Source organism: Bordetella trematum (genome assembly GCF_900078335.1).
Taxonomy (GTDB): domain Bacteria; phylum Pseudomonadota; class Gammaproteobacteria; order Burkholderiales; family Burkholderiaceae_B; genus Bordetella; species Bordetella trematum.
Genome location: NZ_FKBR01000014.1, coordinates 26093 through 49814 on the forward strand (window position 1 = coordinate 26093; position 23722 = coordinate 49814).

Here is a 23722-nt window from a genome sequence, read left to right on the forward strand (position 1 = left end):
AACCTCGCCATGATGATGGCCCTGGGCATGTTCGTTTTCAGCCTTCCCACCGTCGCGTATCAGTCCCTGCGGCGCTCAACCGACTGGCGGCATGCGTCCAACAGCCGCATGGGCACAGCACCGGGATATCAGTTCGTGGGACGCGGGGAAGACAGCACCACCCTATCCGGCTTGCTCATCCCCGAGCTGGCCGGATCTGCCGGCGCCCTGGCGCTGCTGCGGCGCATGGCAGACACAGGCAAGGCGTACATCCTAGTGGACGGTAGCGGCACCGTGTACGGGCCGCACATCATCGACAAGATCGACGAAGACCATAGTGAGTTTTTCTTCAATGGGCAGTCGCAACGCGTCGATTTCAGCATTTCCCTAAAGTCGGTCGGCGACGATCAGGCCCGCACCCTGCTGGACGATCTGAAGTTGCCCATCGGGCGTATGGACAGCTCAATTCTGGATTGGAGCCTGTAGTGTCGTTCGCAGCCCTCACCACATCGGCCGACCCCTTAACCGGCGGCACCAGTTCGTACCCGCACCCACTGTGGCGCGTGGTCGTGGCCGGGAAGGACGTGACTGGCAAGATGCTACCGCGTTTGATGAAACTCACCTTGACCGAGTGCCGTAGCGACGAGGCAGACCAGTTGGACATCGAATTGTCCGACCATGACGGCAAGCTGGCCCTGCCCGCGCGCGGGGCGGTCATCCGGCTAAGCCTAGGATGGGCCAGCACTGGCCTGGTGGATAAGGGGACGTTCGTTGTGGACGAGGTAGCATTTGAAGGCCCGCCGGACACCATCACATTGCGCGCGCGTAGCGCCGACATGAAGTCGGCATTGCGTACGCGCACCGAGCGCAGCTTTCACAAGCAAACCATTCAGGAGATTGTCGAAACCGTGGCCAAGGCCCATCAGCTAACCGCCGTAGTCGGCCAGCGCTTCGCAAAGGTTAAGCTACAGCACATCGACCAAACGAACGAGTCCGATGTTGCCTTCCTGAACCGCATCGGCAAACGATACGACGCGGTGGCCACGATCAAGGATGGCAAGCTGTTGTTCTTGCCGACCGAACGCGGCCAAACCGCCAGCGGTAAGGACATGCCAACCCTCAGTCTGACCCGCCGCGATGGCGACCGGATCCGGTTTCATGTGGCCGACCGCGATTCTTATACCGGCGTCCGCGCGCTCTGGCAGGACAAAGGAAAGTCTGTGCAGCGCAAGGTTGTTGCGGGCGCTATCGGCAACGCCAAGACGCTGCGCACGGTGTTTGCAAGTGAAGCCGATGCGCTGGAAAATGCGCGCGCCGAATGGCAGCGAATTCGGCGAGGCGTTGCGAATCTGGAGATGTCCCTAGCATACGGCCGACCTGACCTATCACCGCAAACCAAGGTGCTCTTGCCAACCGTAAAAAGTCCCATCGATGAAATGACATGGCTAATTGTCAAGCTCACCCATAGCCTGGACGAACGTGGTTTGACTACCCGTTTCGAAGCAGAGACGGCAGAAGCGGCAGACGTACGAACGCGCGAGGAGGGCGAATCGGACGGCCTGCCAGCGGTGGATGGCGCGGGCTAACCCCGCGTCCGTCACCGCTCGATATTCACCTTCACATTAACCACAAGCTGCACCACACCAATCTGGATATTGTTGTTGCCAGTAATCGACTGACGCGGTGCGGCTTCACCCGCAAGCTGGATGTTCCCCTCACCCTCGATGTGTTGCTCATTGGCGGCACGGGCTTCTATATCGCCCTCGGTGCGATTTTCTTTCGCCATTTTGAGCGCATCAAACAGAGTGCCCAGCACATCGCTGGGCGACTGTTCTCCGCTAGGTTGGTTAAGAAAATGAACGTTTGTACCGGCGTCGTGAGGCTTTTGCATTTTTTATCTTCCTACTGTGCAATGCCAGCTCCATACAGACCCCAATACCGGCGGCGCCCGTAGCCCTTGCCGGCTTATGAGGGCATCTTCACCCCCCTTAAGCCTCTCGCCCGGCAGCGTCAGGTAGACGCCTCTTGTTTTAACTATTGGCCACTTAGCATGCACATGGCGGCGACGCTGGCCACCGCCTGGGATTGGCTCGCTTTGTCAAGGGCCACATCATCAACGCACGACGCGGCCCTCACCGACTTCTCCACTACGTCCATCGGACGCTTGGCGAGCTTCGCGGCAACGACCATATCCGCCATCGTGGCCATCTATGTTCTGCGTCACCGCGCCGGCCCATTCTTTCAGCGTGGCGTTGTGAAGAGTCCCGCCATCGTACCAATTGCCCGCCGCACCTACGGCCAGCGGCACGCCCAGGGCCAGCAGGCCCATAGCACTACGAAACACAGATTTCTCCTTGATGAAAATGCGGCGCGCGAACTACGCCGCCAACTGCAAAACCAGCTCGGTTAATTTGCTTTGGTCGATTGCGATTTGTGCCTTGCTGGCTTTGAACAGCGCATCGACAGCCTTGCGCTTTTTCGCTGGACTGAGTTCACGGCGAGCGGCCTCAAGTGCCATTTCCAGGGTTTCCCAGGCTTTCCCGTAACGCTCTAGATCTGCCTCTAGGTCGCGCTCAGACAGCGCGCGCGCGCCCGTAACGATGTAAAGCACGTCGGCGCCAGCCTGGGCAATCGCCTCCAAGTACGCCATATCAGGCTGCCGTAGCCCCTTTTCATAGTTCGCTTGCGCGCCCCGGCCCACTCCCCCGAGTGCAGCGAATTCGCTTTGCCCATAGCCGAGCCGTGCGCGTTCTTCTGCAAGCCGTTCGTTTGATGTATTCATTTGAGTTCATTCCCATTGACGAATGCTCTCATTTGAGAGCATAATCACTGCGTCACGTCACAAAGCAGAGTGTCACACCATGCAACATACACCATCCAAGCTCCGACCAGCGCCCAAACGAGTGCAACGCCCAATGGTTGGATTGCGTATGGACACATCGGAATTTGAGCAATGCAAGGCATTGGCGGAAGCCGATGCCCGGTCTGCGGGACAGTTCGCCCTGTTGATGTACCGGCGCGGGTTGGCCGACTACCAACGCGAAACGGCCGCCACTCCAAGCCCCCGGCGTCGTGGCGGTGTGAAATGAATGTGCTTGGCCAGCACTGCCCTCACTGCAACAAGTTCGCGACGGTCCGCACCAGCGCAATCGTCTCTCCCACCATGCGAATTCTCTATTTCCAGTGCCGCGACATCACATGCGGGCATACCTGGGTGTCGCACTTGGAAGCAGTACGCACCGTCTCTCCGGCATCGATACCAAATCCGAACGTCCATCTGCCTATGTCCACCAAGGCAGAAATCATTCGTCAACGCCTTGCAGCCTCATCCGATCCACGTCAACTGAGCTTCGACCATGAAAACGAATAACGCCCACCTTTCCGTTGTGAATGGTTCCGTGAACTGGGATCGGAATTTTCTGGCAGACCAAGCCCATCAATTTTTGGCTGTTGAGCTGGCACACGGCACCCGAACCGCAGCATTCCGCGACAACCTTTTGCTTGAACGCTGCACGGCGCACCTGATGGCGGTGGCCAACTGCTCGAAGTACACGGCCGCGACACAAGCCGCCCAGGCAATTGCCGAGATATCCAGCGCCCGCAGCCGCCTCACACTGGACATGGACCGCAGTACAAGCCATGCCCTTTTTGTTATTGACCGTGCTTCCGGCATCACCCGCGTAATTCCCGCCGCAGAGCTTGCCGTCATTCTGGATGTCCACAGCGCCGCACAGGCGCGCCGCCAGGCGCGGACCAACTAAACCCCATTCCCTGTTTTCCGTCTTGCTGGCGGGCGTTCTGACGCCCGCCACGGATAGCTGTTTTCCAAAGGAAATGAATATGCCCGCCATTCCCGTGCATGCCCGCATCGAGGCCCACATGAACGACGACGAAGTAAAGGCCTTGGCCAAGCTGACCGAGTACCTTGTTCGAGGCGCTTATGCGCCGGGGCAATCCCTTTTCTTGACTGCCGCCGCCGGCGACGCCGTCGTGTCCGGCCACATGCTTACCGCCGCCTGCACCGTCCACGCCGCTGCCATGCGCACGCTGCGCGAACGCAACCAACTGGCGTAATCATGAAGCCCGATCTTCACCGCGAGGTCATGGAGCGCCTTGAGGCCTACGGCTTCAAGGAACGCGCCGGCTGGCTACGCCAGGGCCGCTGTCCCGCATGCAACGAAAAAGAGCTGTACACCAACGCAGAGCATCCCTGGGTACTGCGCTGCGGGCGTTTGAACAACTGCGGATATGAGGGCCACGTCAAAGACCTGTATCCGGAAATCTTCGACCACTGGTCTACTCGGTACGCCGAAGAAGCGAAGACCAACCCGAACGCGGCCGCCGATGCGTATCTCATGCACGCCCGTGGCTTCGATATATCGCAGCTGCGGGGGTGCTACACGCAGGAGACCTATCACGACCGCGACAAAGGCATCAATTCAGCCACGGTCCGCTTTCCCGTAGCGCGGACCTATTGGGAACGCCTGATAGACCAGCCCAGCCGGTTCGGCAAGCAGAAGGCCCGCTTCCAGTACGGCGGCAGCTACATGGGCGAATGGTGGACCCCGCCCGGGTTCAATATTGCCAAGGTTGCCGAACTGTGGCTGGTTGAGGGCATATTTGACGCGATAGCGCTCTGGTCGGTCGGCATTCATGCCGCCGCTCTGCTTTCCTGCAACAACTATCCCAGCGTCGCCCTGCGCGCTGTCGCCGACGCGCGCCCCAACAACCTGCCGCATCTGGTGTGGGCATTCGACGGCGATCAGGCCGGCCGGAGATTCATTCGAAAGTTTGTAGAGCGCGCCCAGGACGATGGCTGGACCTGCAAAGCCGCCATCATCCCGCAAGACGGCCCCATCAAGCGCGACTGGAATGACCTGTACCAGCTCGACCGCAATACCGAGGACCCGGCCAAGCGCCGTCTTTCCGTTGAAGGGCGCAAGTTATATCTACATCACGGCGCGGTGCTGTTGGCCAAGTCCGCTACGGAAAAAGCCTTGCTGCTGTATGAACACGACAACAGCCGCACCGAATTTGATTTTGAGTTCGGCAAGCGCCTCTACTGGTTCCGCATGGACATTGATGCGTACCAGAAGGCCATGGACCGAATCGGGAACGAGGCTAAGGAACAGCACGCATCCGAAGAGCTACGCGCGCTTGCGCTGCGAGAGGCCGGCGGCATTCGCCCCATTTCCAACTGCTATCCCACGCCCCTCTACTTCCAAGAAAACAAGCTCACGGACGAGAGTTGGTATTACTTCCGCGTCGAATTCCCCCACGACGGCCCCCCAGTGAAGAACACCTTCACGTCATCGCAGGTATCGACCGCCAGCGAGTTCAAAAAACGTCTGCTTGCCATCGCGCCAGGCGCCATGTTCTCGGGCCAGGGCCACCATCTGGACAAGATGATGGAGCGCCGCCTCTACAACATCAAACGCGTGGAGACGGTTGACTTCACGGGGTATAGCCGCGATCACGGTTGCTTTGTTCTGGGCAAGCTAGCCGTCAAGGATGGCTCAGTCTTTCACGTCAACGCTGAGGATTACTTCGACATTGGCAAGCTGTCGGTGAAGTCGCTTAGCCAGTCGGTGGATCTGAAAATCAATGAGGACATTAACGATTACAAGACTGATTGGTTTGCTCGCCTCTGGACCGCGTTCGGCCCGCGCGGCACCGTGGCGCTGGCCTACTGGCTCGGCTCACTGTTTTCTGAGCAAATTCGCGCCTGCCTTAACTTCTACCCATTCCTAGAAATCGTTGGCGAGGCTGGCTCTGGAAAATCAACCCTTATCGACTTTCTATGGAAGCTGCTGGGCCGGGAGAACTACGAAGGCTTTGACCCGTCGAAGGCCACCGTGGCAGCCCGCGCACGCAACTTTGCGCAGGTATCAGGCCTGCCCATCGTCCTCATCGAATCAGACCGCGAACGGCTCTCCGAAGATAAAACACACGTTAAATCCTTCGATTGGGACGAGCTGAAAACGGCCTTCAACGGCCGCAGCATCCGTTCTCGCGGCGTGGCAAACGGTGGCAATGAAACCTACGAACCGCCGTTCAGGGCGTCCATCGTCATCGCTCAAAACAACGAGGTGAACGCATCCGAGGCCATCCTTTCGCGCATTGTCCACGTCCGAATCGACCGTTCCGAGCAATCGCCGGCGTCCTATGAGGCGGCGCAGGCTCTGGCGGCCGCGAGCGTTGAAGATGTATCCCATTTCATCCTGGCAGCCGTCAAGCGCGAAGCCGACGTAATGAGCGTTGTGAAGGCGCGCATGCCTGTCTATCGCCAGGCGATCCTAGAACGCCGCGAGGTGCGCATGATCCGAATCGGGGAATGCCACGGTCTGCTCATGTCATTGTTGGACGCGCTAAAGAGTCTCGTCCCGATGAGCGACGAGCAACACGCGACATCCGTTCAATACGTGGCCAGCATGGCCACAGCACGACAACTGGTCATCAACGCGGATCACCCGCTGGTGCAAGAATTCTGGGATGCGTATGCGTACCTGAACGGCGACGACGAAATGGCGCCGCAGCTGAATCACTCCTGCGATGACGACGTCATAGCGGTGAACCTGAACCAATTCATTGAGGTAGCCTCCGCACATCGCCAGCAAGTGCCAGCACTGCGCGACTTGAAGAAGGTTCTTCGCACTAGCCGCCAATACAAGTTCCTCGGGGTCAAGACCGTTAAGAGCCGGATCCGTCAGAACAATAGTCAGGCTGGCAGCAGCAAGGCATCCACGGTGCATTGCTGGGTCTTCAAGAAGGGTACATAGGCATGCTGAAACCCACTATGTCCCAGCTCGCGCACGCCCATGGCACCGCCCGCCTGCGCGGCACCCTGGCCGACGCCATGCAATCCCCGACCCTGGCCCGCTGCCTGGAAATCACCGCGCTGGCGCTCGCGCAGCCCCGCTCCGGCCACTACCGCCCGCCGCCGGCCGCGCCGCCGGCGCCCGCCCGATCCGCTGCCCACCCCGACCAACTCAAACCGCCGAGCCGCGATATCAAACGCGCCAGTGCCGGCGACGAGGACGAATAGACATGAGAGATACGAATCAGCCGTTTAGAAAGGCAACGGCACCCCACAAGGCATGGAGCTATAGGCAACTAACTGAGGCAACCGAAGCCCAGATTCATTTCCATACGGACTTCTTGAGAAAGTTGCTGGCACGCAGCCCCAATGACCGTCTGAACCATATCCATGTGAGTCAGGTAAGTGGTTGGGCCTATGGCGCGTTCGTCTTGTGGCAAAGCATGACGCAAGGCTGGCAGGATTCAAGTGACGAGCAACGCCTCCGGGAGCTTGCTGAATCGGTCGAAATGGCCGGCTCTGAGCATGGTGGCCAAGCATGAACGATCAACTTGTCTACCGCCTGGGGGATCTCGTCCGCATTCTAAGCCTGTCCAAGACAACGATCTATGAGCTGATTCAGCGCCAGGACTTCCCTTCGCCCGTGAGGCTCACGGCGCGGACTGTGGGCTGGCGCGCACAGGAGGTCACAGCATGGCTCGAAGCGAGGCCAAACAGTAGGAACAGGCAACCGGCTGACGATTCCGCTTAACGCTGGTATCCCTGGCGGTATCCCAAAGACAAAGGGCTTACAGATTCGCACCTGTAAGCCCTTGATTTTATTGGTCGGGGCGGCGGGATTCGAACTCGCGACCCTCTGCTCCCAAAGCAGATGCGCTACCAGGCTGCGCTACGCCCCGAAGGAGCAGAACTATACCAGATGCGGCGCACGCCCGACAGGGCGAGGCGCTTAGCCGAAGCGGCCGGTGATGTAATCCTCGGTTTCCTTGCGCGCGGGCTTGACGAAGATCTGGTCGGTGGCGCCGTACTCCATCAGTTCGCCCAGGTACATGTAGGCGGTGTAGTCGGAGCAGCGCGCCGCCTGTTGCATGTTGTGGGTCACGATGACGACGGTGTACTCGTGCTTGAGTTCTGCGATCAGTTCTTCGATCTTGGCGGTGGAGATCGGGTCCAGGGCCGAGCAGGGTTCGTCCAGCAGCAGCACTTCGGGCTTGATGGCCACGCCGCGGGCGATGCACAGACGCTGTTGCTGGCCGCCCGAGAGGCTGTTGCCGCTCTGGTGGATCTTGTCCTTGACTTCGTTCCACAGGGCCGCCTTGGTCAGGGCCCACTCGACGCGCTCGTCCATCTCGCCCTTGGACAGCCGCTCGAACAGACGCACGCCGAAGGCGATGTTGTCGTAGATGCTCATCGGGAACGGCGTGGGCTTCTGGAACACCATGCCGACCTTGGCGCGGATGAGCGAGATATCGGTCTTGGAGGTGAGCAGGTTTTCGCCGTCGAGCAGGATTTCGCCTTCGGCGCGCTGCCCCGGATAGAGTTCGAACATGCGGTTGAAGGTACGCAGCAGCGTGGACTTTCCGCAGCCGGACGGGCCGATGAAGGCCGTGACCTTGTTCTCGCGGATCGACATGTTGACGTTGCGAAGCGCGTGGAACTTGCCGTAGTAGAAGTTCAGGTTCTTGACCTCGAGCTTGGCTCGGGCGGCGGTTGCAGTGTTTTCCATGATTTTCCTTGTGCCGACGCTCGGATTACGACTTGCGGAAGAGGTTGCGGGCGAGGATGTTGATGCCCAGCACCAGCAGGGTGATCAACGTCGCGCCTGCCCAGGCGAGGTTGTTCCAGTCCTTGAAGGGGCTGGCGGCATATTGATAGATGACCACAGGCAGGTTGGCCATGGGGCCGTTCATGTTCCAGGACATGAACTGGTTGGACAGTGCGGTAAAGAGCAGCGGCGCGGTTTCGCCGGAGATGCGGGCGATGGCCAGCAGCACGCCGGTGATGATGCCGGTGCGGGCAGCGCGATAGCACACCATGGTGATCATGCGCCACTTGGGGCAGCCCAGGGCGGCAGTGGCTTCGCGCAGGCTGTTGGGCACCAGCAGCAGCATGTTGTCGGTGGTGCGCACCACGACCGGAATCACCAGGATGGACAGCGCCAGTGCGCCGGCCCAGCCCGAGTAATGCCCCACCTGGGCCACATAGACGGCGTAGATGAACAGACCGATGATGATGGACGGCGCCGACAGCAGCACGTCGTTCAAAAAGCGCGTGGCCGGCGCCAGCCAGCCGCGCTGGCCATACTCGGCCAGGTAGGTGCCGGCCAGGATGCCGATGGGCGTGCCGATCAGGGTGCCCACGCCAGCCATCAGCAGGCTGCCGACGATGGCGTTGATGAGCCCCCCGCCCTGCCCCGGCGGCGGCGTGATTTCGGTAAAGAGCGCAAGCGACAGCGCCGGCGCGCCCTTGACCAGCAGGGTCAGGATGATCCAGAACAGCCAGAACAGGCCAAAGGCGAGCGCGCCCACGGAGATGCCGAGCATCAGGCGATTGACCAGGCGGCGGCGGCGATAGACGCCGTTGTTCATGTTGAGCAGAGATTGAGCCATGATGTGCTATGCCTTAGGACTTGCGGCCTTCGCCTGCCGACAGGCGCGCCAGCAGCACCTTGGAGAGCGCCAGCACGACAGTGGTGATGAGGAACAGAATCAGGCCCAGCTCCAGCAGCGCCGCTTTCTGGATGCCGCCGGCCTCGTTGAATTCGTTGGCCAGCGCCGAGGCAATCGAGTTGCCCGGCGAAAACAGCGAGCCCGACCACTGAAAGGCGTTGCCGATCACGAAGGTCACGGCCATGGTCTCGCCCAGGGCCCGCCCCAGGCCCAGCATGATGCCGCCGATGACGCCCGACTTGGTGTAGGGCAGCACCACTTTCCACATGACCTCCCAGGTCGAGCTGCCCAGACCATAGGCCGACTCTTTGAGCATGGCGGGCACCAGCTCGAACACATCGCGCATCACGGCGGCGATGAAGGGAATGATCATGATGGACAGGATCAGCCCGGCCGTGAAGATGCCGATACCGAACGGGGGCCCGGCGAACAGGCCGCCGATGACGGGCAGATTGCCCAGCGTGGCGATCATCAGCGGTTGCACGTACTGCTGGAATACCGGCACGAAGACGAACAGGCCCCACATGCCGTAGATGATCGAGGGGATGGCCGCCAGCATCTCGACTGCGGTGCCCAGCGGGCGGCGCAGCCAGGCCGGCGAGAGTTCGGTCAGGAAGATGGCGATGCCGAAAGACACCGGCACCGCGATGATCAGGGCGATGGCCGAGGTCAGCAGGGTGCCGATGATGGGAACCACGGCGCCAAAGTTCTGTTTGACGGGGTCCCAGTCGTTCAGCCACAGAAAGGACAGGCCGTACTTGCTGAGCGACTCGTGGCTACCGTAGATCAGAGACACCATGATGGCCGCCAGCAAGATGAACACCAGAAAGGCGAACAGGCGGGTCAGGTTCCGGAAAAGCGCATCCATCAGCGCGTTGTTGTTTGGCTTCATAGGCGTAGGCGTGCCAGTGGTGGGTTCTGCCTTGCCTTGAGGCAGCGGCGCACTATTATCCATTACCGCGCTCATGGAGGAGCTTTCCTTTCGATGCCATGTCAGGAGAGGGGGGCAGAGACAAACACCCGGCGCGCCCGCCGCAAGGCAGGCGCGCCGGGTTAAAGGCAGGCTTAGTAGACCGCCTTGCCGTCCGTGGTCTGGACAGTCTTCCAGGCAGCACGGATCTCATCGGTCACGTTCTGGGGCAGCGGCACGTAGTCCAGCGCTTCAGCCGACTTGGCGCCATTCTTGAAGGCCCAGTCGAAGAACTCCAGCACCGCGCGGCCCTGGGCCGGCTTGTCCTGGACCTTGTGCACCAGGATGAACGTGGCGGCAGTCACGGGCCAGGATTCGTCGCCCGGCTCGTCGGTCAGCACCACGCCCATGCCCGGAGCGCCCTTCCAGTCGGCGTTGGCGGCAGCGGCGGCAAAGGCCTTCTGCTCGGGCTGCACGAACTTGCCAGCCTTGTTCTGCAGCTGCGTCCAGGCCAGCTTGTTCTGCTTGGCGTAGGCGTACTCGACATAGCCGATCGAGTTCTTCAGCTGACCGACGTAGGCGGCCACGCCTTCGTTGCCCTTGCCACCCTGGCCGGTGGGCCACTTGACGGCCTTGCCTTCGCCCACGGTGTTCTTCCAGTCGGGCGAGACTTTAGACAGGTAGTTGGTCCAGCCGAAGGTGGTGCCCGAGCCGTCCGAACGGTGCACGACGATGATGTCGGCCGACGGCAGCTTCAGGTCGGGGTTCAGCGCCTTGATGGCAGCGTCGTCCCACTTCTTGATCTTGCCCAGGTAGATGTCGCCCAGGACCTTGCCCGAGAGCTTCAACTGGCCCGGCGCCACGCCGTCGACGTTGACGACCGGCACGGTGCCGCCGATCACGGCGGGGAACTGCAGCAGGCCGGCCTGCTCCAGGTCGGCAGCCTTCATCGGGTCATCCGAAGCGCCGAAATCGACGGTCTTGGCCTTGATCTGCTGCTGGCCGCCGCCCGAACCGATGGACTGGTAATTCACGGCGTTGCCGGTGGCTGCCTTGTAGTCGGAAGCCCACTTGGCGTAGATGGGGTAGGGGAAGGAGGCGCCGGCGCCGGTGATATCGGTGGCCTGGGCGGCGAAGACGGCGGCGCTCAGGGCGGCGCCGAGGGAAACTTGCTTGAAGACACGTTTGAACATTTCGGGTTCCTTCTGTGCTCTTGGGAAAAGACCTGCGGGCTTGATGCCCATTCTTGGCTGACAGGGCTAATCCTAAACACCCAAAATGACAAGATAGTGACAGTCATATTCTTCATTTTGTAACTTGCGGGGCGGCGCCCGGCCTGCAGCGACAAGGGCCAATGTAAGCAATAGTCCTAGAACACGCCCATAGACACCAGACCAGTCTTGATTAGCGCGGCAAGCTCGCGGCCGAATGAAGCCAAATTGATATGTATGACGCTCAGGCTTTCAACGCCCTCACGCTCATCAGATCAATATTAGAAATACTATGCAGCCCAATCTGCCCTTCGGCCCCCCGTCTTTTCGCCCCACCCAGATCGCGCTTTGTCTCTCCCTGCTGATCGGTCCGCCGGTCGTGCATGCCGAGAGCGACTTTGATGCCAAGATCTCAAACAAAACCTTGGAAATCGCGGGCGAGACGATCCCCACCGAGTTGAAAGACAAGACCAAGGTGCTTTTGCAGGGTGACGCACACGTCACCGTCACGAGAGGCACCTGGAATCTCACTTCGGTTACGCTCACCGACAACTTGGACGAGCTGCTCAAGGATGACTCCTCTGATGCCGTACTCCTCGATTACCGCACACCCACGCTGACCGTGAAGCAGGCTGGCAAGGTCATGCTGAAAACCCTCGACCTGGAGGGCGGCACGATTCTCGTCACCGACACCAATTCCAACATCACCCTCAACGACACCGACAGCGGCGCACTCATCATTGGCAAGAATGAAGGCGCGGGCACGCTTGAGGTCAAAAACGGCGGCTCCGTGATCTCTGGCAGCGTCGTCAAACTCACGTCCGGGACGAACGACTTCGCCACCCTGTTGATTGACGGCAAATCGAACGTCACCCTGAACAAAGGCCTGTCCGCCGAAGGCGGCGGCACCGTCGATATCAAGATCAAGAACGGCGGCAAGCTGACCAGCAAAATAATCGCCAAGCTGGGCTCCGCCACGCACTCGGACGAAAACAAGGCCACGACCGTCGTCATCGACGGCAAAAACTCCCAATGGATCCATACCGAAGGGGGTCTCGAGCTGCAAAACAAGGCCAGCGTTCAGCTTTCAAACGAGGGAACACTGAATCTCGGCGCCCAGACCCTGAGCCTGACCGGCAAGCAGGCCCGGCTCATCATCGGCGGCAGCGGCAAGCCCGGCGGCACACTGACCGCGAACCGCCTGGTCTTTTCCTCGGAAACCGAGACGGCCGATACCCAGAAACTGATCTTCAACTATCCGGCCTCCGATGATGGCATCAGCCTGGATTTCAGCACCACTCTGTCCGGCAAGGGCAAGATCGAGCACAAACAGGGGTCCACCGTCTTCAGCGGCGACAATACGTCGTTCAGCGGCAGCACCACGATCACCGGCGGCGAGCTTATCGTCTCGAATAAGCTGGGCGGCACCATGGACGTCAGGACCGGCGGCACGCTCGGCATCGTCGGCAGGGGCGAAGTTGGCACGACCACGATCCACGAAGGCACCCTGTACGTCATCAATCAGGGCAGGAAGATCAATGGCGACCTGACCATCGACAGCAAGGGCACGCTGGACATCTATCTGCCCAAGACCCCTCCGAAAGAGGCCTTGCTGAACGTCACCGGCACCACGACGCTGCAAGCCAACAGCAAGCTGCAGCTTTCGGGGCCTGGCGACGTAACAGTCGACACGCCCTACCCGCTCCTCAAATCAAAAAAAGTCGAAGGCACTTTCGGCAGCACCACCATATCGAACAACCTGGCCTTCCTGGACACGAAGCTGGACTATGAGGCTGGCGCCGTGAATCTCACGCTGACACGCCGCGTCGAAAAGCCGAAGGATGCGGGTGGCGAGCCCGCAGTTGTTCCCCCCGAAGGCGGCAAGCCAGATGGCAATCCCGGCCGCGATGGCGAAAGCCATGCAGGCGGCGGTGGGCAGGGCGGTATGCCCAAGCGCTTTGAAAGTGAAGCGCACAGCCGCAACACCCGCTCGGTCGCCAACGCACTCGAAGCCCTGCCCGACGGCAACACGCTGCATCAGTTCGTACTGACGCTGCCCGAGGGCAGGCCTGACCTGGTCTTCAAGGCCTTGTCGGGCGACGCCGCCACCGCGGTCTCCAGCGCCTTGCAACAGACCGCGGTCTCCGCCGTCCAGCAAGTCCCACTCTCCCGCCTGCGCAACAGTCTGCAAGCCGGCTTGCTCCCCGGCGCCCCTCTCGCGCAAAGCGGCGGCGCCTACCCCGTCTCGGCCCTGCCCTCCTCTGCGGCCCAGCCCCTGTGGGCCCAGACCTTCGGCTCCTGGCAACGTGACCGCGGCGACAGCAACGGCCCCGCCGACCGCGCCGCGACGGGCGGGCTGTTCATCGGCGCCGATCACGCCCTGGGCGCCGGCTGGCGCCTGGGTGGCGCACTGGGCTACAGCCATACCCATATCAATGTCGCCGAGCGCTCGGCCAAGGCCAGCATCGACAACTACAGCCTCACCCTGTATGGCGGCAAGCAATGGCAGACCGGCGCCGGGCAACTCAGCCTCCTGCTCGGCGGCTCCTATACCCTGCACCGCATCCAGAGCGAACGCGATATGGCCCGCATCGGCCTGGGCAACCCGCTCAAGGCCCGCTACAACGGCAGCACCTCCCAGCTCTTTACTGAAATCGGCCGTGCCTTCCCCCTGACCCAGGGCTACATCGAACCCTATCTCGGCGTCAGCCTCAATCGTCTGCGCACCAGCGCCTACACCGAGACAGGTGGCATAGCCGCACTGCGAGGCCAGGCCCAAAGCAGCATCAACCTCGCCACCACCCTGGGCCTGCGAGCCGGCCACAAGCTGCAGATCGGCGCCAAGGATCTGCAGCTGCGCGCCGGCCTGGCATGGCGTTATACCGGCAAGGACCTGACCCCGCGCACCCGGCTGGCCTTCCTGGGCGGCGGGCCCACTTTTACCGTCCAGGGCGTGCCCATCGCGCGCAGTTCGGTCCAGGCCAACCTGGGCGCCGACCTGGCCGTCAACCGCAACGCCACACTCGGCCTTGGCTATACCGGTGAGTTCGCTTCAAGCTCGCAGCAACACACCGTCACCTTGAACGCCCGCTGGGCATTCTAGGGCCCGGGGCCCTGAGCCCTGGTCAACGGCCAGGGCTCAGGGATGGCCCAGTTTCTCCATCAGGTACTGGTGCACATTGAAGGCCGGCCGGCGGCTCTTCACTCGCGCGTAATCGCCGTCGGGGCGCTGCTGCCAGGAGAGCTGGTTGTCGCGCAGGGCATAAGTGAAGGCTTCGTCGATAACGCGCTTTTTCAGGGCCTTGTCGTAGACCGGGAAGGCCACCTCGACGCGACGGAAGAAGTTGCGGTCCATCCAGTCGGCTGAGGACAGATAGACGACCTCCTCGCCGTCGGCATGGAAATAGAACACCCGCGAGTGCTCCAGGAAGCGCCCCACCACCGAGCGCACGCGGATGTTCTCCGACAGCCCGGGCACGCCGGCGCGCAGCGCGCACACGCCACGCACGATCAGTTCGACCTTCACGCCGGCCTGGCTGGCCTTGTAGAGCTCCTCGATGACCTGCTCTTCGAGCAGCGAATTCATCTTGGCCATGATGCGGGCGCGTCGCCCCGCCTTGGCGGCGCGGGCCTCGGCGCGGATCCGCTCGACCATGGTGGTGTGCAGGGTGAAAGGCGATTGCAGCAAAGCCTTGAGCTCGCGCCGTGCACCCAGTCCGGTGAGCTGGCCGAAGACCTTGTCCATGTCTTCGCACAGGCGCGGGTCGGCCGTCAGCAGGCCGAAATCGGTATACAGGCGCGCAGTGCGCGGGTGATAGTTGCCGGTGCCCAGGTGCGCGTAGCGACGCAGGCGGCCCTTTTCGCGCCGCAGCACGAGGGCCATCTTGGCGTGGGTCTTGTGGGCCACCACGCCATAGACGACGTGCGCGCCCACCTCTTCGAGGCGGGCAGCCCAATTGATGTTGGTCTGCTCGTCAAAGCGGGCCATCAGTTCCACCACCACCGTCACTTCCTTGCCGGCGCGGGCGGCTGCCAGCAGGATCTGCATCAGCTCGGAGTCCTCGCCGGTGCGGTAGATGGTCTGCTTGATCGCCATGACGTCCGGATCCAGCGCCGCGGCAGTCAGGAAGTCGATCACGGGCTGGAAAGACTGATAGGGATGGTGCAGCAGTCGGTCACGCTCGGCCACCGCGGCAAAAAGATCGGCCGGGCGATCGCCCACCCGGTCAAAGGGCGACGGGATAGGGGCCTGATAGCTGGAGAACAGCTGCTCGGGCCGGGTTGCGGCATTGCACAGCTGCATCAGGCGCGACAGGTTCACCGGCCCGTTGACGCGATAGGTATCAGCCGGCGTGAGCGAGAACTCGCGCTGCAGAAAAGCCTCCAGGTCCGGCGGCGTGAGTTTGTCGATTTCCAGGCGCACGGCCGCGCCGAAGTTGCGCTGTGACAGCTCGCCCTGCAAAGCCTGACGCAGGTTGGTGACTTCCTCCTCGTCGACGAACAGGTCGCTGTTGCGCGTCACGCGCCACTGGTAGCAGCCCAGCATCTGCAGACCGGGGAAGAGCTCGCCCACGAAAGCGCGCAGCAACGAAGTCAGCAGAATGTAGCCTTCGGGATGGCCGGACAGTTCGCTGGGCATCTTGATCAGGCGGGGCAGTGCGCGCGGGGCCTGCACCACCGCGATCGTGGCCTCGCGCCCGAAGGCATCGGCGCCCGAGAGCGCCACGATGAAGTTCAGGCTCTTGTTGTAGACGCGCGGAAACGGATGAGCCGGATCCAGACCGATCGGCGTGAGCAAGGGCATGACGTCGCGCAGGAAGACCTCGTGGGCCCAGGCCTGCTGGGCCTCATCCCACTCGGAAGCATGATGCAGCGCAATACCTTCCTTTTGCAGGCGTGGCAGGATCTGATCGTTGAGCAGATCGTATTGCCGGCTCACCAGCGCGTGCACGGCGCTCTGCACTTCCTCGAAGGCTTCGTCCGGGGTCCGCCCGTCCGGGCCGATCACTTTGGGATTCTGTCTTTGCTGTTCTTTCAGGCTGGAAATCCGGATTTCGAAGAACTCATCCAGATTGGAACTGACGATACACACGTAGCGCAGCCGTTCAAGCAGGGGCGTGGCAGGATTCTCGGCCATCGCCAGCACTCTTTCGTTGAACTTGAGCAGCGACAACTCGCGATTCAGCAGCAAGGGTTCGTCAGGCAAGCGAATGGCCATTATTAGGTTCCAAGCAAAGGGACAGCCCGTGGTTTTACTGCAATATCATGACGATTCCATGACTGTCCGCCAGTCCATAGCAGCTGTCAATTGCGCCCCGGGCCGCGCGCATGACGCCTGCCGTGGCAGGCCGGTCAGGGCAGGCCGGCCAGCGCTGTCATATTGAGTCTCTATAATCGGGCCAATTACCATCTAAGCCACAAGCAAAATGGATCATCTTCTGGCAGCCGTGGACCTCGGGTCCAATAGTTTCCGCCTGTCCATCGGCCGCGTCATCCAGCAGGATGGGGTCGCGCAGATTTACCAAATCGACCGCATGAAAGAAACCGTCCGGCTGGCTGCCGGGCTGGGACAGGACATGACGCTGGGCCCCGAGGCGATCGATCGCGCCTTGTGCGTGCTGGAGCGTTATGGCGAGCGCCTGCGCAGCTTTCACCCGAGCCGCGTGCGTGCCGTGGCCACCAACACCTTCCGCGTGGCGCGCAATACCAACGAGTTCCTGCCGCTGGCCGAGGCCGCGCTGGGCTTTCCCATCGAGGTGATCGCCGGTCGCGAAGAAGCCCGCCTGATCTTCACCGGCGTGGCGCACAGCCTGCCCCCCTCACCCCACAAGCGCCTGGTCATTGACATCGGCGGCGGCTCCACCGAGGCCATCATCGGCAAGGGCACAGAGCCCAGCCTGATGTCTTCGCTGTACATGGGTTGCGTGAGCTACAGCCGCCATTTCTTTGCCGACGGCAAGGTCAGCGCGCAAGCCATGAAGCAGGCCGAGATCGCCGCCCGGCGCGAGATCGAGGTGATCGCCAAGCAGTACCGCAAGACCGGCTGGAAGGAAGCCTATGGTTCCTCGGGAACGGCCAAGGCACTGTTCGCCATTCTGACCGAGTGCGGTTTCGCCAAAGCCATCACGGCTGCTGGCATGGCCAAGCTGAAAGACCGCATCATCCGCTCCGGCAAAGTGGTGCCCTCCGAGTTGCCGGGCATCAAGCTGGAGCGCGCCGATGTGCTGCCCGGCGGACTGGCCATCATGAGCGCCCTGTTCGACGAGCTGGGGATCGAAAGCATGCACACCGGCGACGGCGCGCTGCGCCTGGGCGTGCTGTATGACCTGCTGGGCCGCGATGACCAGCACGACAAACGCAACGAGTCGGTGCGCCAGTTCATGAAGCGCTACCACGTGGACGTCAACCAGGCACGCCGGGTGCGCCAGACAGCCCTGACGCTGTTCGACGCCCTGCTGCCGGCGGGCGCCGAGCGCGCCGACCTACGCAACGCCATCGGCTGGGCGGCCGACCTGCATGAAGTCGGCCAGTCCATCGCCTATAACGCCTATCACAAGCACAGCGCCTATGTGCTGGGCCACGCCGACATGCCGGGTTTCTCGCATGCCGACCAGCAGCTCATGGCCTTGCTGGCGCTGGCCCACCAGGGCAAGCTGGCCAAGGCCGAACCGCTGGTGCGCAGCCACGCCCAATGGGTGGCAATCCTGTGCCTGCGCATGGCCACCCTGCTGCTGCGCCGCCGCGAGGATACCGCCCTGCCCTTCGACCTCAATGTCGAGGGCAAGGAGATCCTGATGGATATTCCCCAGGAGTGGCTGGACAATCATCCGCTGACCGACTTCACGCTGCAGGCCGAGGTGGCCGAATGGCGCAAGGTCGGCTTCACCTTCACGCGACGCGAGCACTGAATGAAAAACGCCGGGCAAGCCCGGCGTTTTTGACTCATACCAGTCGGAAGTGGCGTTTGTAGCGCTCGTCCATGGCCTGCATGTCCATGAGGACCGGGAAGTCGGCTGCATTGAAGTCCGGATCCCAGGCCGGCTCGCCGCAGACGCGCGCGCCCAGTTTCAGATAACCCTTGATCAGCGGCGGCACGCGCGCCGGCAGCGTGCTGTCCAGGCGTTCGACCGGATAGCGATGCAGGGGCGTGACCCGCGGCTCGCCCTCCTTGGGCAGCTGGCGCGACACCGTGCGCCAGACCTCGGCGGCGGTAACGCCGTCATCGCGCAGACTGACGCTGGCGCAACCCAGCGCGTAGCGGTGCCCGCCGCGACGCAGGAACTCGGCCAGGCCGCCCCACAACAGCATGATGACCGCACCGCCGCGATAATCGGCCGCCGTGCAGGAGCGGCCCAGTTCGACGACTTCGTTGCGCAACGGCCCCAGGCCGGTCAGATCGAATTCGGATTCGGAATAATAGCCCCCCGCCTCGCGGGCTTTTTCAGGCGTGAGAATGCGGTAGGTCCCCACCACGCGGCCGGTATCCAGTTCGGTGACCATGAGGTGTTCGCACCAGGGATCGAAGCGATCGCATTCGATGCCGTCCTTGGCGTCGGGAAAAACAGCGCCCATGTCCTGGGTGAAGACCTGGTAGCGCAAACGCTGGATTTGTTCGACTTCTTCGGGCGTGCGGGCCAGACCGACCGCCAGCGTTCGCAGCCCAGCCCCGGGCCAACCATTGGCGCCATCGGCCACTTTGTCCAAACGGGCTAGTTCAAGCATTGCGCGAGGCTCCTAAATATGCAGCAAGTGTGGACGCGCGTCATGTCAGTGTTCTGACGATAGTGTTACTTGACTATGAAGTTTACGCCGGCCGCGCGAAGTGCGCAGAACACAGCGGCCTTTCATCCAGTTACAGCACGGCCCGCACAGGGCGGGCCGCTTTGCAGGAAAGTTGCTGCCGCAAGGTCACGCCAGGCTGGCGGCCAGCTTGTTGGCGCTGGTCTGCGCCAGGGCGGCGTCTTCGGCCTCGACCATCAGTCGCAACTTCGGCTCGGTGCCGGACGCCCGGATCAGGACCCGTCCACGCCCGGCCAGCTCGGCCTCGACCTGCTCCCTGGCCGCGGCAAGACCGGCATGGCTCTTCCAATCCTGGCCCGGCTTGAGCGGGACGTTGATCATGACTTGCGGATACATGCGCAGATCGGCGATCCAGTCGGCCAGCGAGGTCTGGTTCAGCTGCAGCGCGGCCAGCACCTGCAGCGCGGCAATCGTGCCGTCGCCGGTGGTGTGGCAATCCAGGCACAGCAGGTGGCCCGAGCTCTCGCCGCCAAACTTCCAGCCGCGCGCCTGCAGCAGCTCCAGTACATAGCGGTCGCCCACGTTGGCGCGCTCGAACGGCACGCCCAGGCGCTGCAGCGCCAGCTCGAAGCCGTAATTGGTCATCAGCGTGCCCACCACGCCCTCGACCGTCTGGCGCTGCATGCGCTCGCGCACGATGGCGTAGAGCAGTTCGTCGCCGTTGTAGATACGGCCCCGCGCATCGACCATCTGCAGGCGGTCGGCATCGCCGTCCAGTGCGATGCCGTAGTGCGCGCCGCGCGCCTGCACTTCCTGGGCGAGCGATTCGGGATGCAGAGCGCCCACGCCCTTGTTGATGTTGAAGCCATCGGGCGACACGCCGATGGCATGGACCTCGGCGCCCACCTCCCGGAACACGTGCGGCGCGATGCTGTAGGCCGCCCCGTGCGCGGCATCGACCACCAGCTTCAGGCCGCGCATGTCCAGCGTCTGCGGCACGGTGCTCTTGCAGAACTCGATGTAGCGGCCCTGCGAGTCGGCCATGCGGCGCGCGCGGCCCAGATCCTCGGAACGCACGCAGCCCAGCTCGTCATCCAGGGCGGCCTCGATCTCGGCCTCGACCTCGTCGGGCAGCTTGGTGCCGTTGGCCGAAAAGAACTTGATGCCGTTGTCCTGATAGGGATTGTGCGAGGCACTGATGACGATACCGGCCACCAGGCGCAGCGTACGCGTGAGATAGGCCACGCCCGGCGTGGGAATCGGTCCGGCCAGCACCACATCGATGCCGGCGGCCGACAACCCGGCCTCCAGGGCGGACTCCAGCATGTAGCCCGAGATGCGGGTGTCCTTGCCGATCAGCACCTGCGGACGGCCGCCGGCGCGTTCGCCATGGCGGCGCACCAGCACGCGGCCGGCGGCATAGCCCAGACGCAGCGCGAACGCGGCATTGATCACCGGGCCGCCAACCTCGCCACGCACGCCGTCCGTACCAAAATATTTACGTTGACTCATGTAGAAATGACTCCAGTTTCAACTGCCCGCCAGACCTTCAGGGCGTCGACCGTGGCGGCCACGTCGTGCACCCGCAGGACCGCCGCGCCGCGTGCGGCGCCGGCCAGGGCAGCGGCCAGGCTGCCGGGCAGACGCTGATCGACGGCACGGCCGGTGGCCGCCCCGATCATCGACTTGCGCGACACGCCGACCAACAGCGGATAGGGGGACCCCAGACCGGCGAGATCGCGCAGTAGCTGGTAATTCTGGTCCATGGTTTTGCCGAACCCGAAGCCCGGGTCCAGCATGATGCGTTGCGGCGCCACGCCGGCCGCGCGCAAGGCGCGGGCCTGGGTCAGCAGAAAGTCCTCGACCTCGCCGCGCAGGTCGGCGTACTCGGGGTGGTTCTGCATGGTGCGGGGCTCGCCCTGCATGTGCATCAGGCACAGGCCGCAATGCGAGGCGGCCACGGCCTCGATGGCGCCGGGCTGACGAAAACCGTAGATATCGTTGATCATGTCGGCGCCGGCATCGAGCACGGCGCGCATGACCTCGGGCTTGAAGGTATCGACCGACAGCGGCACCCCGCAATCGCGCAGGGCCGCCAGCACCGGCAGCAGGCGACGCAGCTCTTCGGCCGCCGGCACCGCCGGCGCGCCGGGGCGGGTGGACTCCCCGCCCAGATCGAGGATGTCCGCGCCTTCGACGATCAGCTGCTGCGCATGCGCGACAGCGGCCTGCGGCGCATCATGTCGCCCGCCGTCGGAGAAGGAGTCGGGCGTGACGTTGACGATGCCCATGACAAGCGGGCGTCCAAGTTCGAGCTGGAAGCGCCCGCAAGCAAAAGTACTGGCCATGGGTGGAACGCAGGGTTCCTAGACGGCTGCTGCCGTGTTGTCGCCGGTGGCCACGCCACCGCTGGCCGGGGTGTCAGGAGTATCCGACGGACCCTCGGGGGTCTTGGGCGGACGCGGCGGACGATTCTGGATGATGTCCTCGATCTGGTCGGCGTCGATGGTTTCCCATTCGAGCAAGGCGCGGGTCATGACCTCGACCTTGTCGCGGTTGTCTTCCAGGATCTTGCGCGCCACGCTGTACTGCTCGTCGATGATGCGGCGGATCTCATTGTCGACCTTCTGCATGGTCGCCTCGGAGACATGCGTGGTCTTGGTCACGCTGCGGCCCAGGAAAACCTCGCCTTCGTTGTCCGCATACACCATGGGGCCGAGCTCGTCGGTCATGCCATAACGGGTGACGATATCGCGTGCGATGGCCGTGGCCCGCTCGAAGTCGTTGGAGGCGCCCGTGGTCATCTGGTGCATGAAGACCTCTTCGGCGATACGGCCTCCGAACAGCACGGCGATGGTGTTCAGCAGCCGCTCCTTGTCCATGCTGTAGCGATCGCCTTCCGGCAGCTGCATGGTCACGCCCAGCGCACGACCGCGCGGGATGATGGTGACCTTGTGCACCGGGTCGGTCTTGGGCAGCATGCGCGCCACGATGGCGTGACCGGACTCGTGGTAAGCCGTGTTGCGGCGCTCTTCTTCGGGCATCACGATGGAGCGGCGTTCCGCACCCATGATGATCTTGTCCTTGGCCTTCTCGAAGTCAGACATGTCAACCGTGCGGCCATTGCGACGCGCGGCGAACAGCGCAGCCTCGTTGACCAGGTTGGCCAGGTCGGCGCCCGAGAAGCCCGGGGTGCCGCGCGCCAGGATGGTGGCGTCGACATTGGGCGACAGCGGCACCTTGCGCATGTGGACCTTGAGAATCTGCTCGCGGCCGCGGATATCGGGCAGCGGCACCACGACCTGACGGTCGAAGCGGCCCGGACGCAGCAGCGCCGGGTCCAGCACGTCCGGACGGTTGGTCGCGGCGATCACGATGACGCCCTGGCCCGACTCGAAGCCGTCCATTTCGACCAGCATCTGGTTCAGGGTCTGTTCGCGCTCGTCGTTGCCGCCGCCCAGGCCGGCGCCGCGCTGACGGCCCACCGCATCGATTTCGTCGATGAAGATGATGCACGGCGCGTGCTTCTTGGCGTTCTCGAACATGTCGCGCACGCGGGCGGCGCCCACGCCGACGAACATTTCAACGAAGTCGGAGCCCGAGATGCTGAAGAACGGCACCTTGGCTTCGCCGGCGATGGCCTTGGCCAGCAGCGTCTTGCCGGTGCCCGGCGAGCCGACCATCAGCACGCCGCGCGGGATGCGCCCGCCCAGCTTCTGGAACTTGGTCGGGTCGCGCAGGAAGTCGACCAGTTCCTGGACGTCTTCCTTGGCCTCGTCGCAGCCGGCGACGTCGGCGAAGGTGATCTGGTTGGTGTTCTCGTCGAGCATGCGGGCGCGCGACTTGCCGAAGCTGAACGCCCCGCCCTTGCCGCCGCCCTGCATCTGGCGCATGAAGAACACCCACACGCCGATCAACAGCAGCATGGGGAACCAGGACACGAAGATGCTCATCAGCAGCGACGGCTCCTCGCGCGCCTTGCCGGAGACCTGCACGCCGTACTTCAACAGATCGGAGACCATCCACAGGTCGCCGGGCGAAGTCAGGCTGTAGGCGCGACCGCTGTCGGGCGTGACATAGAGCACGTCGCCCTGTACGTCGACCTTGCGGATACGGCCTGCCTTGGCGTCGTCCATGAACTGCGTGTAGCTCACGCCGTCCTGGCTGGGTGCACGTCCATCAAATTGCTTGAATACCGTGAACAGCACCAGCGCGATCACCATCCATACCGCAACTTTAGAAAACGAATTGTTCAAGGTCGATCTCCTGCTCTCGCTTCCGACCGGCAGACCCGGCGCTCCCGCGCGCAACAGCGCCCGGCCTGCAAATAGATATTGTCAATAGCTCATTCTACCCTGAGCGGGGGAATTACGCCGGGCGTTACCCGGCCGGGGCT

23 protein-coding genes and 1 tRNA gene are annotated in these 23722 nt (G+C 62.7%); 12 read left to right on the top strand and 12 right to left on the bottom strand.

Annotated features, from left to right (window positions below):
* Positions 1-9 precede the first annotated feature (9 nt).
* Both A7V84_RS07775 and A7V84_RS07780 read left to right on the top strand, forming a co-directional pair.
* On the top strand, positions 10-465 hold the full coding sequence (locus A7V84_RS07775) for a phage tail protein (protein ID WP_063491950.1): 456 nt from the start codon (positions 10-12) through the stop codon (positions 463-465).
* On the top strand, positions 465-1565 hold the full coding sequence (locus A7V84_RS07780) for a contractile injection system protein, VgrG/Pvc8 family (RefSeq protein ID WP_063491949.1): 1101 nt from the start codon (positions 465-467) through the stop codon (positions 1563-1565). The genes A7V84_RS07775 and A7V84_RS07780 overlap by 1 nt, the downstream gene beginning before the upstream one ends.
* Before the next feature lie 11 nt (positions 1566-1576).
* Here the strand turns inward: A7V84_RS07780 and A7V84_RS07785 are convergent, their stop codons facing one another.
* Positions 1577-1870: a hypothetical protein gene (locus A7V84_RS07785; protein WP_115638906.1), complete on the bottom strand. Its 294-nt coding sequence runs from the start codon at positions 1868-1870 to the stop codon at positions 1577-1579.
* A 165-nt stretch (positions 1871-2035) separates the two neighbouring features.
* Here A7V84_RS07785 and A7V84_RS21050 point away from each other — a divergent pair, with 165 nt between their 5' ends.
* Complete coding sequence (locus A7V84_RS21050; RefSeq protein ID WP_156508014.1) at positions 2036-2389, top strand: hypothetical protein; 354 nt, start codon at positions 2036-2038, stop codon at positions 2387-2389.
* Here A7V84_RS21050 and A7V84_RS07790 read toward each other — a convergent pair.
* The gene (locus A7V84_RS07790; RefSeq protein WP_115638907.1) at positions 2357-2761 is read right to left on the bottom strand and encodes a helix-turn-helix domain-containing protein; all 405 of its coding nucleotides are present in this window, start codon (positions 2759-2761) and stop codon (positions 2357-2359) included. The two genes, A7V84_RS21050 and A7V84_RS07790, sit on opposite strands and share 33 nt — an antisense overlap.
* 303 nt (positions 2762-3064) lie before the next feature.
* Here A7V84_RS07790 and A7V84_RS20630 point away from each other — a divergent pair, with 303 nt between their 5' ends.
* The 7 genes from A7V84_RS20630 (at position 3065) to A7V84_RS21805 (ending at position 7547) form a co-directional block, all read left to right on the top strand.
* Positions 3065-3349 carry an Ogr/Delta-like zinc finger protein gene (locus A7V84_RS20630; protein WP_115638908.1) on the top strand — a complete coding sequence of 95 codons (285 nt, stop codon included), beginning with the start codon at positions 3065-3067 and terminating at the stop codon, positions 3347-3349.
* A complete protein-coding gene (locus tag A7V84_RS21055; RefSeq protein WP_063491946.1) occupies positions 3336-3740 on the top strand; it encodes a hypothetical protein in 405 nt (134 codons plus the stop codon). The genes A7V84_RS20630 and A7V84_RS21055 overlap by 14 nt, the downstream gene beginning before the upstream one ends.
* 79 nt (positions 3741-3819) lie before the next feature.
* Positions 3820-4053: a hypothetical protein gene (locus A7V84_RS07800; protein WP_063491945.1), complete on the top strand. Its 234-nt coding sequence runs from the start codon at positions 3820-3822 to the stop codon at positions 4051-4053.
* Between the two features lie 2 nt (positions 4054-4055).
* Positions 4056-6758 (top strand): toprim domain-containing protein, encoded by a 2703-nt coding sequence (locus A7V84_RS07805; RefSeq protein WP_063491944.1) that lies wholly within the window; start codon positions 4056-4058, stop codon positions 6756-6758.
* A 2-nt stretch (positions 6759-6760) separates the two neighbouring features.
* The gene (locus tag A7V84_RS07810; protein ID WP_063491943.1) at positions 6761-7024 is read left to right on the top strand and encodes a hypothetical protein; all 264 of its coding nucleotides are present in this window, start codon (positions 6761-6763) and stop codon (positions 7022-7024) included.
* Positions 7025-7026: 2 nt separating this feature from the next.
* On the top strand, positions 7027-7338 hold the full coding sequence (locus A7V84_RS21060; protein WP_127070779.1) for a hypothetical protein: 312 nt from the start codon (positions 7027-7029) through the stop codon (positions 7336-7338).
* Positions 7335-7547, top strand: a complete 213-nt coding sequence (locus tag A7V84_RS21805) for a helix-turn-helix transcriptional regulator (RefSeq protein WP_063491942.1) — start codon at positions 7335-7337, stop codon at positions 7545-7547. The genes A7V84_RS21060 and A7V84_RS21805 overlap by 4 nt, the downstream gene beginning before the upstream one ends.
* 71 nt (positions 7548-7618) lie before the next feature.
* On the opposite strand, the gene A7V84_RS07820 is transcribed toward A7V84_RS21805, so the two are convergent.
* The 5 genes from A7V84_RS07820 to pstS all read right to left on the bottom strand — a co-directional run bounded on the left by A7V84_RS07820 (position 7619) and on the right by pstS (position 11568).
* A tRNA-Pro gene (locus tag A7V84_RS07820) sits at positions 7619-7695 on the bottom strand.
* A 50-nt stretch (positions 7696-7745) separates the two neighbouring features.
* Positions 7746-8522, bottom strand: a complete 777-nt coding sequence (gene pstB, locus A7V84_RS07825) for a phosphate ABC transporter ATP-binding protein PstB (protein WP_025518289.1) — start codon at positions 8520-8522, stop codon at positions 7746-7748.
* Positions 8523-8547: 25 nt separating this feature from the next.
* On the bottom strand, positions 8548-9405 hold the full coding sequence (gene pstA, locus A7V84_RS07830; RefSeq protein ID WP_025518291.1) for a phosphate ABC transporter permease PstA: 858 nt from the start codon (positions 9403-9405) through the stop codon (positions 8548-8550).
* A gap of 13 nt (positions 9406-9418) precedes the next feature.
* Positions 9419-10432, bottom strand: coding sequence for a phosphate ABC transporter permease subunit PstC (pstC, locus tag A7V84_RS07835; RefSeq protein ID WP_025518292.1), 1014 nt, complete (start codon positions 10430-10432; stop codon positions 9419-9421).
* Positions 10433-10530: 98 nt separating this feature from the next.
* Complete coding sequence (gene pstS / locus A7V84_RS07840) at positions 10531-11568, bottom strand: phosphate ABC transporter substrate-binding protein PstS (protein WP_025518294.1); 1038 nt, start codon at positions 11566-11568, stop codon at positions 10531-10533.
* Between the two features lie 310 nt (positions 11569-11878).
* Here pstS and A7V84_RS07845 point away from each other — a divergent pair, with 310 nt between their 5' ends.
* The gene (locus tag A7V84_RS07845; RefSeq protein ID WP_063491941.1) at positions 11879-14689 is read left to right on the top strand and encodes an autotransporter family protein; all 2811 of its coding nucleotides are present in this window, start codon (positions 11879-11881) and stop codon (positions 14687-14689) included.
* Between the two features lie 36 nt (positions 14690-14725).
* On the opposite strand, the gene ppk1 is transcribed toward A7V84_RS07845, so the two are convergent.
* Positions 14726-16804 (bottom strand): polyphosphate kinase 1, encoded by a 2079-nt coding sequence (ppk1, locus tag A7V84_RS07850; protein ID WP_025518297.1) that lies wholly within the window; start codon positions 16802-16804, stop codon positions 14726-14728.
* Between the two features lie 208 nt (positions 16805-17012).
* Here ppk1 and ppx point away from each other — a divergent pair, with 208 nt between their 5' ends.
* On the top strand, positions 17013-18494 hold the full coding sequence (gene ppx, locus A7V84_RS07855; RefSeq protein WP_025518299.1) for an exopolyphosphatase: 1482 nt from the start codon (positions 17013-17015) through the stop codon (positions 18492-18494).
* A 34-nt stretch (positions 18495-18528) separates the two neighbouring features.
* Here ppx and A7V84_RS07860 read toward each other — a convergent pair whose 3' ends face one another.
* The 4 genes from A7V84_RS07860 to ftsH form a co-directional block, all read right to left on the bottom strand.
* On the bottom strand, positions 18529-19308 hold the full coding sequence (locus tag A7V84_RS07860; RefSeq protein ID WP_025518301.1) for a GNAT family N-acetyltransferase: 780 nt from the start codon (positions 19306-19308) through the stop codon (positions 18529-18531).
* A gap of 186 nt (positions 19309-19494) precedes the next feature.
* Positions 19495-20838 (bottom strand): phosphoglucosamine mutase, encoded by a 1344-nt coding sequence (gene glmM / locus A7V84_RS07865; RefSeq protein ID WP_025518302.1) that lies wholly within the window; start codon positions 20836-20838, stop codon positions 19495-19497.
* Positions 20835-21674, bottom strand: coding sequence for a dihydropteroate synthase (folP, locus tag A7V84_RS07870; RefSeq protein WP_063491940.1), 840 nt, complete (start codon positions 21672-21674; stop codon positions 20835-20837). The genes glmM and folP overlap by 4 nt, the downstream gene beginning before the upstream one ends.
* Positions 21675-21692: 18 nt before the next feature.
* Positions 21693-23582: an ATP-dependent zinc metalloprotease FtsH gene (gene ftsH, locus A7V84_RS07875; protein WP_025518306.1), complete on the bottom strand. Its 1890-nt coding sequence runs from the start codon at positions 23580-23582 to the stop codon at positions 21693-21695.
* Positions 23583-23722 lie beyond the last annotated feature (140 nt).